Below are 11,994 nucleotides of genomic sequence, written 5' to 3'. Positions count from 1 at the left end.
TTAAACACCGCCTATATAAATTGCTTTTCTTTAAAGATTTCAATTAAAGAGTCTACCTGTTCTTGGGCACTTCCCTTAATATATTCGCCCTTAGGGAGCTCCTCATCCTGGAAGGTTCTTACTACTTGAGTAGCTGATCCGGAAGCTCCAATTTTTTCAGAATCAGCTTTTATATCAGAAGCATTAAGTATAACTACATCTTCATCTTTTACCTTTTCAAGAATAGATTTTCTTATTTCCGCCGGCTCATTGGCGTTCTTAACTACGCTGATTAGAGCAGGAGTCTTAACATTTTGCTTTTCGGTTCCGTTATAAAGGGATCTAAGTACAGTTAAGGATCCCTCCTTATATTTAGCTAGCTTAACATAGCTGGCTTGATTTACACCTAATAGCTCTGCAAGCTCAGGCCCTACTTGACCTGTATCTCCGTCTGTTGTTTGAGTGCCGGTAAAAATCAAATCAAAGTTGCCGATGTGCTTTGCAGCCATTGCAAGTGTGTATGAGGTTGCTAGAGTATCTGAACCTCTAAAGCTTCCGTCAGTAACAAGATAGGCCTTATCGGCTCCCCTTGCTATACATTGTTTAAGACTGTTTATAGCATCAGGTATACCCATAGAAAGAACTGATACCTTACCTCCGGTTATTCTGCGAAGGTCAAGTGCCATAGTCAAAGCATTTAAGTCGGCAGGGTTAATTACCGATGTTACTCCGTCTCTAATTAAATTATTTGTAACAGGGTCAAGCTTAACCTTATTGGGAAATCTCGGTACAAGCTTTACACAAACTAAATATTCCATTTTAATACCTCCAATTTATCTATATTATACATAATTTCTCCATAAAGGTTAAGTTTTATACAGGTTAAATTTGTCGACTGCCTAATATGTAAAAAAATCTTAAAATATGCTATACTTCAACCAATAGTATTAAAGGAGGAAATAATGAAGGCTGTAATTACTTTTATAGGAAATGATAAAATAGGTATAGTACATAAGGCGACGGAGATCCTTGTAAAATACCATCTTAATATAGTTGATATTAACCAAACCATAATGGATGATTATTTCACCATGATAATGATTGTAGATATTTCTGAAAGCACTGTTGAGTTTAGCGAAATAGTAAGGGCTTTTACAGAACTCGGTGAAGAAATAGGTATGTATATTAAGGTACAACACGAAGATATATTTAAGGCAATGCACCAAATTTAAGGAGGAAGCATGGATAACAGAAAAATTCTTGAAACCATAAAAATGTTGGAGCAGGAGCATTTAGATATAAGGACTGTTACTGTAGGCATATCTCTCTTAGACTGCATTGACAGTGATTGGAGGTCTGCCAACAGAAAGATTTATGACAAAATGATGTACCATACTGAAAATTTGGTAAAAACCACAGGAGAGGTATCGGAGCTTTATGGCATTCCAATTATTAACAACAGAATTTCAGTTACTCCCATATCAATAATAGCAGGAGCCAGCGACTTAAAGGACTACACTCCCTATGCTGAGACCCTGGATAGGGTGGCAAAGGAGGTTGGAGTTGATTTTGTAGGAGGATTTTCAGCCTTGGTGCAAAAAGGTTTTAACAAGGCGGACTATACTTTAATAGATTCAATACCTAATGCCCTGGCATCTACTGATTATGTATGTTCATCAGTAAATGTAGGCTCAAGTAAAACAGGTATTAATATGGAAGCTGTAGCTAAAATGGGAGAAAAGATTTTAGAGCTTGCCTACAAAACTAAGGATCAGGACTCAATAGGCTGCGCGAAGCTTGTTGTATTTGCCAATGCAGTTGAAGACAATCCCTTTATGGCAGGTGCCTTTCATGGAGTGGGAGAGCCAGACTCTACAATTAATGTGGGAGTTTCAGGACCGGGAGTTGTAAAAACCGCACTTGAAAGCGTAAGGGGAAAAAGCTTTGATGATGTTGCTGAAACTATAAAGAAAACAGCCTTTAAGATCACCAGAATGGGTGAGCTTGTAGGCAGGGAAGTATCAAAAAGACTTAACAGCAGATTCGGTATAATAGATCTTTCCTTAGCACCGACACCTGAAATAGGCGACAGTGTAGGAAGAATTTTAGAAGAAATCGGAATAGATACAGTGGGAGGTCACGGAACCACTGCAGCTCTTGCCATGTTAAATGACGCTGTTAAAAAAGGCGGTATAATGGCATCCTCTCATGTAGGAGGACTTTCAGGAGCCTTTATCCCTGTATCTGAAGACGAGGGTATGATAGCGGCAGCAGCTTCAGGTCATTTAAGTTTTGACAAGCTTGAAGCTATGACATCAGTTTGCTCAGTAGGTCTTGACATGATTGCCATACCGGGAGATACTCCAAAGGAAACAATATCCGCCATTATAGCTGATGAAGCTGCTATAGGAGTAATTAATAACAAAACAACAGCAGTAAGAGTTATTCCCGTTTATGGAAAGGGTGTTGGAGACAAGGCTGAATTCGGAGGACTTTTAGGCTATGCGCCTATTATGGATATAGGAGACAATAGCGCAAAAAGGTTTATTGAAAGAGGAGGACTTATTCCTGCTCCTATTCACAGCTTTAAAAATTAATTTTAGATTTAATAAGAGAAGAATTTATGAAAGATGAGAGAAATAATAAAAATTTAAGACTTTTATTTTTTCAGGGAGAGGATTGCGGCCTTTGTCAGGGTATGGAAATTAAGGTTAAAAGAGAGTTGAGCTCTTATAAGCTTCCCCTTGACCTTATAGAACTTAAAACTCATCCTAAGCTTAGAGGTGAGTATGGGGTATATTCCTTTCCAACGCTGCTTCTTTTAGAAGGGGACAAGGAAATTGAAAGGACGTCAGGATTTTTTGACCTTGAAAGGATAAAAAGATTTTTGGATTTACACAAGAGCCTTTAAAATTTTATAAATGTTTTTAACATAAGAAAAAGCCCTTAACTTAATGAGTTAGGGGCTTCTTTTATAAAAGGGTGTAGGGTACTTATTTAAGTAAAGGAGCTTCTATTTAGACTTTAAGGTAAAGGGAATTTCTATAACTGTAGGGTCGGGAGTACTGATAAAGTCTTTATTGTAAACATAGCTTTCAGTATATTTTTTTGCAGGAGCTGAGCCATCAGCAGGAGCACTATAATACTCTCCACCAGACTTGGTGAATTCTATTTTAAGGGTGTAGGGTTCGTCTAATTCTAGCTTTTTAGAGGTTCTATACTGAATTTTAAAAATCTTTGAGTCGGACATACCTCCTCCGTCTTCAAAGCCTTTAGTCTCGCCTTCTTCATCTATTAAGCTGATATCATGTATAGTAAAAGCATAGGGAAGGATCCCTTTATTGTTCCAGTATTTAAGATTAAAGACAGCACCTAAATTATCAAGAATCACTGTGTCAATTTGTGCATAAATACCATTTTTGTCCATAGTTTTCGCAAGAGCATACTGGTTCTTATCTAGCTGATCAAGCCTTATATTAAAGACCCAGGGTCCCTTTACAACTTTTGTCTTGCTATTTTTTCCAGTAAATTTAATCTCATCTATTGTATACTTTACTTTCAAAGGAGAAATATTTTCTTTTTTAAAATCCGCAGTTTGGTTTATACGACCAATATAGGCGTTTTTTCCCACAGGGGTAAAGTAAAGTGATTCGTAAAGTGCATTATTCCTTGCATTTTTAAATTTTGTGTATACCATAGGATTTACATTTTCTCCAAGCTCTCCAAGGTCTTCCTCAGCTTCAATTAAAAAGCTGGTAATAATGGATTTATCTGAGTAGATAGCATCTGCAAGGGTAATTTTAACTCCATTAGCCTCGCAAACCTCGTTGAAGTTTTTACTTGCAGCTTGATAGTCGTCTCTACCAAGCATATGAAATATATTTCTGTAGACAGGAAGAGATCCTGTATAAGCCGGAAAGGCGAAGCCTATTATAAAGCAAAAGACAAGGGCAATAGGAGCATAGGACAGTTTAAATCCTTTCCTTTTCTTGGGGTAAAGTGAATTTTTTATATTCTCAATATCATCTTTTGGAACTTTTATATTGTCTAAATTATTTAAGTTCATAATATACCTCCTAACTGTTAAATAATTCTCTTAATTTAATTATGCTTCTGTTAAGTCTGCTTTTTACAGTACCCTCTTTAAGGTTAAGCTTAGATGATATTTCCTTATAGTTAAGTCCCATAAAGTACCTTAGAAAAATTATTTCCCTTTGGTCTCCACTAAGAAGACCGATGGAGTTAATTAGATCTATAGTTTCTTCGGGGGATCTTTCGAATTCCTTGGGATCAATTTCATCACTAAAGGATAAATCAGATTTTTTATTTTTAATTAAATCCAGACACTGGTTAATAAGAATTCTTACCATCCAGCTGTCAAAGTAAGAGGGATCTTTTAAAGTGTTGAAATTTTCAAGCCCTTTAAGCAGGGCGGCTTGCAGACAGTCCAGAGCATCCTCTCTGTTTTTTACATATGAAAAGGCGATTCTGTAGAGCTTGTCTTCACGATTGTTAATTAAATTTTTAAAAGCCTCATTTCTGTTCATGTCTACCTCCTCACCTAATTAGACTTAAATTTAAGAAAAAAGTTCCATATTAAATAAATTAATAAAAATTTAATATTAATCTTGCCTGTCCTTAATTGTTTTTTACAGGCCTAATGATAAAATAACATTGGAGGAAGGAATATGAAAGTACTAATAACGACAGACTTATACAAACCTCAAGTTAATGGAGTTGTAACTTCAGTAGTAAATCTTTATGAAAGCCTAAAGGCAATGGGGGTGGAGGTAAAGATTCTAACCCTTTCAAGAAGTAGGAGAAGTTACAAGGAAGGAGATATATATTATGTGTCATCTTTTCCTGTAGGGTTTTATCCCGATATAAGAGCTTCATTCTCTATAAAAAATAAGTGTATAAAAGAGCTTATTAAGTGGAGACCTGACATTATACATACCCAGTGCGAATTTTCTACTATGAACTTTGCAAAGATTATATCTATAAGAACTAAAGCTCCTATGGTTCACACCTATCACACCATGTATGAACATTATTTAAGATACGCTTTAAAGTCCGCCGCTACTGAGAAGGCGGGTAAGACCTTTGTTGGGGTTTTATTAAAGAAATGGTTGAAGGCCTTTGAATATATAATTACCCCTACTGAAAAGGTAAAGGAAAATCTTAAAAATTACGGCTTTACCAATCCCATGGTAGTAATACCTACAGGAATAAATCTTTCAAAGTTTAACCAGGAGTTCACTGAAGAGGATAAGATGAATCTTAGAAGGGAAATGGGAATAAATCCCTCTGACAAAATCCTTTTAAGCTTAGGTAGAGTTGCCAAGGAAAAAAACATAGAAAAAATTATAAATCACTTTATAGAATTTAAAAAGAGTCATAAAGGCTTCAGTCTTGTAGTAGCAGGAGGAGGCCCTATGGTGGAGGAACTTATAGAAAGATACTCAGGGGAAGACAAAATCTATTTTACCGGTATGATATCTCCTGACCAAGTCTATAAATACTATAAGCTTTCCGACATATTTGTCTGTGCTTCTCAATCTGAAACTCAAGGGCTCACCTACGTAGAAGCTTTGGCAAACGGACTTCCTATTTTATGCAAGTATGACAATTGCCTAGATGGTATGTTAGAACCCGGATATAATGGATACTTTATAGATTCCTATAAGGATTTTGAAGATAAAATTACATATCTTACATCTAACCCGGATCTGCTTATAGAAATGTCCGAGAATGCTCTTAAAAGCTCCAAAATTTATGGAGAAGAGGAGTTTGCAAAATCAGTATATGGACTTTATAGTAAAGTAATTAAAAATTTTAAATATGTATCCCTAAAATCAAGACCTATAAGAAAGGTTAAGTCTATAATCAGGACATATCTTGACTAGAGATTAATTTATAATTCGATCAAAATAAACCCTTTGAAATGTGAAAGAATTGTGAAAAAAATTTCACTTTATCACAGGGTTTTTTTGATATAATTATGTTGTAAGAAACGTTTTCTCTATTTTAATGGATTTTTGATACTTTATTGATTTGCTATAAAGAAATAATAATGTATTGAAATGGAAGCTTATTTATATTAGAATAGAAGACGGATGTTAAAATATTTATTATTCGAAGGAGGATAAAACATGAAAAAAACATCGAAATTATTATCATTATTATTAGCTATGGTTATGATGCTTTCAGTAGTAACTGCTTGCGGTAAGAAGGAAAACGCAAACACCGCAAAAACAAACAATACTACCGCAACAGAAAACAATGCTAAGGAAAATTCAAGCGAAGAACCAAAAATTGAAGAAATGACTGAAGTAAAATCTGTAGGTATAGGTACCGCAAGTATAGGCGGAGCACTATATGCAGCAGGTGGAGCTTTAGTAAATGAATGGCAAAAGGTTGGAGTATCTGCATCAGCAGAAGTAACCGGAGGCTCAATTCAAAACTGTAACCTAATTGAATCAGGAGAAATGCTTACAGCTATAATTTCTCAAGGTACAGCTTACCAAGCATCTAAGGGCGAAGGCCTATTTGAAGGACAAGAACCTGCAAAGACTCTAAGAGCAGGCTTCTGTATTCAACCTGCTTATATGCACGCTTGGACTCTTGATCAAAGTGCAGAAGACTATTCAGCATTTGAAGGCAAAATAGCTTGTGGTGGACCTGCAGGAGGAACATCAGATCAATATACTAAAAACGTACTTGAAATTTTAGGAGTTAAACCTTCTAAATTTGTAAACGCTGCATTCTCAGACTCACCTAATATGTTAAGAGATAAACTTGTTGACATTTTCGGAAGTAGTATGGGAACACCTGCAAGTGCTGTTTCAGAATGTGCTAACACTTTAGGAGCAAAAATAATAGGTATTTCTGATGAACAAGCTGACAAGGTTATACCTGAAATGCCTTTCTTTATGAAGGTTAATTTACCAGCAGGAACATATCCTGGACAAGATAAAGACGTACCTACACTTGCTGACTACAACGTATACTTCTTTAGAGCAGATATGCCTGAGGAAATAGTTTACGAATTTACAAAGGCAGTTTTTGAAAATAAGGCCGAATTAGTAAAAGCTTTTGCAGGATTTGAAACTATGGATCCTGAACTTGTTAAGAGTATAGTAATGCCTCTACACAAAGGTGCTTATAAATACTATCAAGAAATGGGAATAGAAGTACCTGATGCTGCTAAACCTATAGACTAATTTATTTGCTTATCTTAAAAGACAGGAGAGGAGGAGCGAATGTTCAGAAAGAAGAAAGAAGAAGCCCTAGATGAAAAAAGTTTTGACGTTGAAACCAGTAACTCCAGGGAATTAGATGCTAATTTTCTAAAGATAACTTATTTTATCGGAGTGCTTATGTCAGTATGGCAATTATGGACTTTGTTTATAAAACCTATGGATCCGTTTTTAGTTAGGTCTGTACACGTGTCTGTACTTGCAATGCTAGGCTTCTTGTATATGAAAGGCTATAAATCCGCTTCTAATACAAAACCTTCCATTATAGACTGGTTATTGTTCCTAGCAGCACTGGGAATTATAGTTTATGTAATTTATGACTATGAAAACATAGTAATAAGAAGTGGTGTAAACCCGAATTTACCTGACGTAATTTTCGGTACTCTTCTTATTATTGTAATAATTGAGCTTTCAAGAAGGACATCAGGCTTGGCACTTCCTATAATTGCCTTTGTATTTTTAGCCTATGCTCTTTGGGGTTCAAATCTTCCGGGACTTTTCAGTCACCCGGCATATTCATATAAGAGAATTATAAGTTTCTTATTTGGAGTTCAAGGTATTTACAGTGAACCTGTAGGGGTTTCATCAACTTTCGTATTTATGTTTATTTTGTTTGGAACCTTGCTTAACAATTCCGGCGGTGGTGAAGCTATTATAGACTTTTCAACCGCTATTGCCGGAGGCATGAGAGGGGGACCTGCAAAGGTATCTATCCTTTCAAGTTCACTTTTCGGAGCAATATCAGGTTCAGCCGTTGCCAATGTAACTGTAACGGGAACCTTTACAATACCTTTAATGAAAAAGACCGGATACAGACCTGAATTTGCAGGTGCTGTAGAGGCGGTAAGCTCTACAGGAGGACAAATAACACCTCCGGTACTTGGAGCTGCAGCCTTTCTAATTGCAGAAGTACTTTCTGTAAATTATTCTACAATTGTACTTGCAACTATTATCCCGGCACTAATGTATTATATAAGTTTGTTTGCAATGGTTGACTTTGAGGCAGGTAAGAATGGACTTTTAGGTATACCTAAAGACCAACTTCCTACAATTAATGAAGTTAGAAAAAAACACGGATTGCTTTTATTACCTATCCTTGTACTTCTATTCTTCTTAACTGTTGTAGGTTTTTCACCTCTTAAATCAGCAGCTTATTCAGCAATTTCAATAATAGTTTTCGGAGCTGTAAAGAAATCTACTAGAGATAGGGTAATGCCTAAGCAAATATTAAAATCTTTGGCGCTTGCACCTAAGGACTTGATTTCAGTAGCTTCAACCTGTGCTACTGCAGGTATAGTAGTAGGAGTAATGAGCTTAACAGGTTTGGGACACAGATTCTCAGTTTTACTTGTTGAACTTTCAGGTGGAAATTTGGCTATAGCTTTAATACTTACTATGATTGTATCAATTATATTAGGTATGGGCGTGCCTCCTGTTGCAGCTTATGCAATAGCAGGTTCAGCTATAGGACCTTCTTTAATAAACCTTGGAGTGCCGGCTATGGCAGCTCACTTATTTATATTCTACTTCTGCGCTATAAGTGTAATTACGCCTCCTGTAGCTCTAGCAAGTTATGCTGCGGCGGCTCTTGCCAAGGCTGACATGTGGAAGGTAGGCCTTACAGCCTTTAGAATAGGCTTAGTAGCTTTCCTTATTCCTTATATGTTTGTTTACAATCAAGCATTACTTATGCAAGGTCCCGCTCTTGGAATACTTCAAGCTTTTGCAACGGGTATAACGGGGTGTATTTGTTTAGCTGCGGGCATGCAGGGCTGGGTAGGAAAAACTATAAAAATGCCTTTTAGAATTTTACTTTTAGTAATTGCTTTCGTACTTGTAATTCCTGAAACAATTACAGATATTATAGGCATTGTAGGTATAGTTTTCTTCCTAGTAATGTATAAATCAGGAGTAGCTATAAAAAAGGATGAAGAAGTAAACTTATAATTTAAATTAATAAATCCTTCTTACAGGAAACTGTTGGGAGGATTTATTTTTATGTTTGTAAGGCATCCAAATAAGCACTTAATATTATTTTTATATTTATTTTGTGAAATATTTAAAAAAATCGGGTAAAATATTAAAGAGGTGAGGAAATGAAAAAGATATTACTGGTCCTTTTAATTTTTGCTTTTATGGTAACAGGCTGCGGCAAAGGAAAAGATGAAAATAATGAAAATGTAGATGGTGGACCTAACGATACAGCTTGCAACCCTTCAGTCATAAAAGAATTTAGCGGATCTGATGAAAATTATAATATTGTTATGAAAATTTCTATTTTTTCCGACGAGGACTTGAACCATATTAAAAAAGAATACGGAGAAGACTCTCCTGAATATTTACAGTTTCAAGATGACAGACCTCTTTATAAGGCGGAAACCTACATAAGCTATGTTGGTGAAGAAGTAGAAGGTATTGAAGACATTGATAAAATTGAATTTATTATTACTATGGACGGGCATGACCAAAAGACCCAATATTTTGGTAATCAGCATGTAATGGAAGCACTACTTGGCAAGGAAAATATAAGTGAAGGACATTATTTCTATAATGATCAAGAAAGAGGGAAGATTCCTGATAAAGATAGTGAAATAAGAGTAAAAAGCACAGGCAACGAAATAGAAACTTTAGATTTTGATATAGAGCTTAAACCGGCGCAATAAAAAATCCCTGTAGATAAGATAGGTCTACAGGGTATTTTATTTAGAGATTTATTTTTAAATCATAGTTTGAGCAGCTGTTATTATACCTAGGTAATAAGCTTCGTCTGATGTACAACCCCTTGAAAGGTCATTTACAGGAGCATTAAGTCCTTGAAGAATAGGTCCTATTGCTCTAAAGCCTCCAAATCTTTGAGCAAGCTTATAACCGATATTTCCTGCATCTATTGACGGGAAGATAAATACATTTGCATGTCCTGCAATTTCTGAGCCTGGAGCTTTAATTTTAGCAACTTCAGGAACAAAAGCTGCGTCAAATTGAAATTCGCCGTCAACTTTCATTTCAGGATCCATTTCATGAGCAAGTTTAACTGCGTTTGCAACCTTGTCTACAAGCTCATGGGATGCTGAGCCTTTAGTTGAGAAGGAAAGCATAGCAATTTTAGGATCCATTTTAAATTGTTTAGCAAGTTCATTTGAAAGCACAGCTACTTCAGCCAAGCCTTGTGAGTCAAGTTCGATGTTAATGGCACAGTCCGCCATTAGATAAACCTCTTCTCCTCTAAGCATTAAAAAGGCACCACTTGTTCTTTTAACGCCTTCTTTAGTTTTAATAATTTGTAAAGCAGGTCTTACAGTTTCAGCTGTTGTATGGGCTGCACCTGATACCATTCCTTCAGCCTTGCCTGTATATACAAGCATAGTTCCGAAATAGTTAGGGTCAAGAATTAATTTTCTTGCCTTTTCTTCATCAAGCTTTCCCTTTCTTCTTTCCATAAGCTTTTCAACTAAGTAATCCAGATCTTCATATTCATTTGGGTCAATGTAGTTGATTTTAGATAGGTCTATTCCCAAATCTTTTGCAGTGGCTTCAAGTTCGGATTTTTTACCCAGTATAATAGGTCTTACATAACCGTCATTTTGAAGTTTTTTAGCAGCAGCAAGAATTCTCGGGTCTTCTCCTTCAGGATAGACAATTACCGGTTTCTTTTCCTTAATTTTTTCTTTTAATTCTTTTATTAAATCCATTTTGCCTCCTTGCAATATTCTAATAAAATTATATATTAAAAACTTTAAGATAAACAGATGAATATATTATTTTTTTATAAAATAATAAAGGACACCATCTTTATTTTTGTCAATATAATCCACTTTCCCCAAGGTTCTAAGATGTTCAAGGTGAGCATGAGCTTCTCCTACGGCAAACCACTTTTGAGATTTAGGAAATTCTTCCCAGGTCTTTGCCGTAATATCCCACTTCATTCTTACAGTAACATCTCTTGGAGTTAAGGGACCATTTTCTAAAGCGCTGTAGGCTTCCTTTAACCTTTTGTCATGATGAAGGAAAATCTCATCTATCCTTTTATTGGCATCTCTTATACGATTTCTGTGGGAACCGTATAGGTATTTTATATTAAGCTCTTTTACCTTTTTAAGGTTTTTAAGGTAATTGCCAAGTGAGTCTCCAAAGTCAAAACCCCAAAACTGTATGTTGGAAGTTATCTTATATAGAATATGATCTCCACAAAAAAGTATGCTTTTATCCTTATCGTACAGTCCCACCATTCCCGGAGTATGACCTGAAAGGGAGATTACCTTAAAATTAAAGTCGCCTAGGGAAATTTCATCTCCCGGATTTTTTGCAACAAAGTCAAAGGAATCTCTTGTTCTGAATCTAAAGCCAGGGTGATCCTCTATTCTAAGTCCGTCAACGCCAAGTCCCTGTATATGTGCAAAGTCTTGTATTCTCTTCCAATACTTACCATTGGATTTTCTCATATCATCCATTATTTCTGCATCAAGACTTGGCATGTAAATCTTGGCGCCCTTTTCTGTAAAGTAGCCTGTAAGACCTGTATGGTCCGAGTGAAGATGAGTTATAAAGACAATGGTTTTATTAAGGTCTATATTTAATTTTTCTATATAATCATCGGTACATGATCTTACTTCTTCAGTATTGAAGCCTGTGTCAACTATAAGTGTTTTATCTTCACCCTTTATTATAAATATGTTAATTGATTTCAGGGGATTGCCCCTTAAAGGGATTACAGCTCTATAAATATTTTTATAAACTTCAGTTATGTTGTCCATTCACT

12 protein-coding genes are annotated in these 11,994 nt (G+C 35.7%); 7 read left to right on the top strand and 5 right to left on the bottom strand.

What is annotated here, in order from left to right; genetic code table 11:
* Nucleotides 1-11 precede the first annotated feature (11 nt).
* Nucleotides 12-797, bottom strand: a complete 786-nt coding sequence (locus PEPCATONIAE_RS08305) for an electron transfer flavoprotein subunit beta/FixA family protein (RefSeq protein ID WP_138160679.1) — start codon at nt 795-797, stop codon at nt 12-14.
* Nucleotides 798-941: 144 nt separating this feature from the next.
* Between PEPCATONIAE_RS08305 and PEPCATONIAE_RS08300 the strand changes: the two genes are divergently transcribed.
* From PEPCATONIAE_RS08300 to PEPCATONIAE_RS08290, 3 genes are read left to right on the top strand one after another with little or no spacing between them, the layout of a single operon-like run.
* A complete protein-coding gene (locus PEPCATONIAE_RS08300; RefSeq protein ID WP_138160678.1) occupies nt 942-1,211 on the top strand; it encodes an ACT domain-containing protein in 270 nt (89 codons plus the stop codon).
* A gap of 9 nt (nt 1,212-1,220) precedes the next feature.
* Nucleotides 1,221-2,576 (top strand): PFL family protein, encoded by a 1,356-nt coding sequence (locus PEPCATONIAE_RS08295; RefSeq protein ID WP_138160677.1) that lies wholly within the window; start codon nt 1,221-1,223, stop codon nt 2,574-2,576.
* Entirely contained in the window at nt 2,576-2,890 is a 315-nt protein-coding gene (locus PEPCATONIAE_RS08290) for a thioredoxin family protein (protein ID WP_346265080.1), read from the top strand. Before PEPCATONIAE_RS08295 ends, PEPCATONIAE_RS08290 begins: the two co-directional genes overlap by 1 nt.
* A 102-nt stretch (nt 2,891-2,992) precedes the next feature.
* Here the strand turns inward: PEPCATONIAE_RS08290 and PEPCATONIAE_RS08285 are convergent, their stop codons facing one another.
* Together PEPCATONIAE_RS08285 and PEPCATONIAE_RS08280 are read right to left on the bottom strand one after the other, a co-directional pair.
* Complete coding sequence (locus PEPCATONIAE_RS08285) at nt 2,993-4,045, bottom strand: DUF4179 domain-containing protein (RefSeq protein ID WP_138160675.1); 1,053 nt, start codon at nt 4,043-4,045, stop codon at nt 2,993-2,995.
* Between the two features lie 10 nt (nt 4,046-4,055).
* Nucleotides 4,056-4,526, bottom strand: coding sequence for a sigma-70 family RNA polymerase sigma factor (locus PEPCATONIAE_RS08280; protein ID WP_138160674.1), 471 nt, complete (start codon nt 4,524-4,526; stop codon nt 4,056-4,058).
* Nucleotides 4,527-4,667: 141 nt separating this feature from the next.
* On the opposite strand from PEPCATONIAE_RS08280, the gene PEPCATONIAE_RS08275 reads away from it, so the two are divergent.
* The 4 genes from PEPCATONIAE_RS08275 to PEPCATONIAE_RS08260 all read left to right on the top strand — a co-directional run bounded on the left by PEPCATONIAE_RS08275 (nt 4,668) and on the right by PEPCATONIAE_RS08260 (nt 9,901).
* Nucleotides 4,668-5,885 carry a glycosyltransferase gene (locus PEPCATONIAE_RS08275; protein ID WP_138160673.1) on the top strand — a complete coding sequence of 406 codons (1,218 nt, stop codon included), beginning with the start codon at nt 4,668-4,670 and terminating at the stop codon, nt 5,883-5,885.
* 246 nt (nt 5,886-6,131) lie between these two features.
* Entirely contained in the window at nt 6,132-7,202 is a 1,071-nt protein-coding gene (locus tag PEPCATONIAE_RS08270) for a TAXI family TRAP transporter solute-binding subunit (RefSeq protein WP_138160672.1), read from the top strand.
* A 39-nt stretch (nt 7,203-7,241) separates the two neighbouring features.
* A complete protein-coding gene (locus PEPCATONIAE_RS08265) occupies nt 7,242-9,185 on the top strand; it encodes a TRAP transporter permease (RefSeq protein ID WP_138160671.1) in 1,944 nt (647 codons plus the stop codon).
* Between the two features lie 149 nt (nt 9,186-9,334).
* Nucleotides 9,335-9,901 (top strand): hypothetical protein, encoded by a 567-nt coding sequence (locus tag PEPCATONIAE_RS08260; RefSeq protein ID WP_138160670.1) that lies wholly within the window; start codon nt 9,335-9,337, stop codon nt 9,899-9,901.
* A gap of 54 nt (nt 9,902-9,955) precedes the next feature.
* On the opposite strand, the gene pta is transcribed toward PEPCATONIAE_RS08260, so the two are convergent.
* On the bottom strand, nt 9,956-10,927 hold the full coding sequence (gene pta, locus PEPCATONIAE_RS08255) for a phosphate acetyltransferase (protein WP_138160669.1): 972 nt from the start codon (nt 10,925-10,927) through the stop codon (nt 9,956-9,958).
* A gap of 66 nt (nt 10,928-10,993) precedes the next feature.
* Nucleotides 10,994-11,989 (bottom strand): MBL fold metallo-hydrolase, encoded by a 996-nt coding sequence (locus PEPCATONIAE_RS08250; protein ID WP_218975537.1) that lies wholly within the window; start codon nt 11,987-11,989, stop codon nt 10,994-10,996.
* Between the last annotated feature and the right edge of the window lie 5 nt (nt 11,990-11,994).

It is taken from the genome of Peptoniphilus catoniae (assembly GCF_901447155.2).
GTDB classification, from domain to species: domain Bacteria; phylum Bacillota; class Clostridia; order Tissierellales; family Peptoniphilaceae; genus Peptoniphilus_E; species Peptoniphilus_E catoniae.
This window is presented reverse-complemented; position numbering and strand designations above follow the sequence as displayed.

Bases quoted from the DNA above. Each gene is read 5' to 3' on its own strand.
- PEPCATONIAE_RS08305 (WP_138160679.1), bottom strand. From the start codon at position 797: ATGGAATATTTAGTTTGTGTAAAGCTTGTACCGAGATTTCCCAATAAG.
- PEPCATONIAE_RS08300 (WP_138160678.1), top strand. From the start codon at position 942: ATGAAGGCTGTAATTACTTTTATAGGAAATGATAAAATAGGTATAGTA.
- PEPCATONIAE_RS08295 (WP_138160677.1), top strand. From the start codon at position 1,221: ATGGATAACAGAAAAATTCTTGAAACCATAAAAATGTTGGAGCAGGAG.
- PEPCATONIAE_RS08285 (WP_138160675.1), bottom strand. From the start codon at position 4,045: ATGAACTTAAATAATTTAGACAATATAAAAGTTCCAAAAGATGATATT.
- PEPCATONIAE_RS08280 (WP_138160674.1), bottom strand. From the start codon at position 4,526: ATGAACAGAAATGAGGCTTTTAAAAATTTAATTAACAATCGTGAAGAC.
- PEPCATONIAE_RS08275 (WP_138160673.1), top strand. From the start codon at position 4,668: ATGAAAGTACTAATAACGACAGACTTATACAAACCTCAAGTTAATGGA.
- PEPCATONIAE_RS08270 (WP_138160672.1), top strand. From the start codon at position 6,132: ATGAAAAAAACATCGAAATTATTATCATTATTATTAGCTATGGTTATG.
- PEPCATONIAE_RS08265 (WP_138160671.1), top strand. From the start codon at position 7,242: ATGTTCAGAAAGAAGAAAGAAGAAGCCCTAGATGAAAAAAGTTTTGAC.
- PEPCATONIAE_RS08260 (WP_138160670.1), top strand. From the start codon at position 9,335: ATGAAAAAGATATTACTGGTCCTTTTAATTTTTGCTTTTATGGTAACA.
- pta (WP_138160669.1), bottom strand. From the start codon at position 10,927: ATGGATTTAATAAAAGAATTAAAAGAAAAAATTAAGGAAAAGAAACCG.
- PEPCATONIAE_RS08250 (WP_218975537.1), bottom strand. From the start codon at position 11,989: ATGGACAACATAACTGAAGTTTATAAAAATATTTATAGAGCTGTAATC.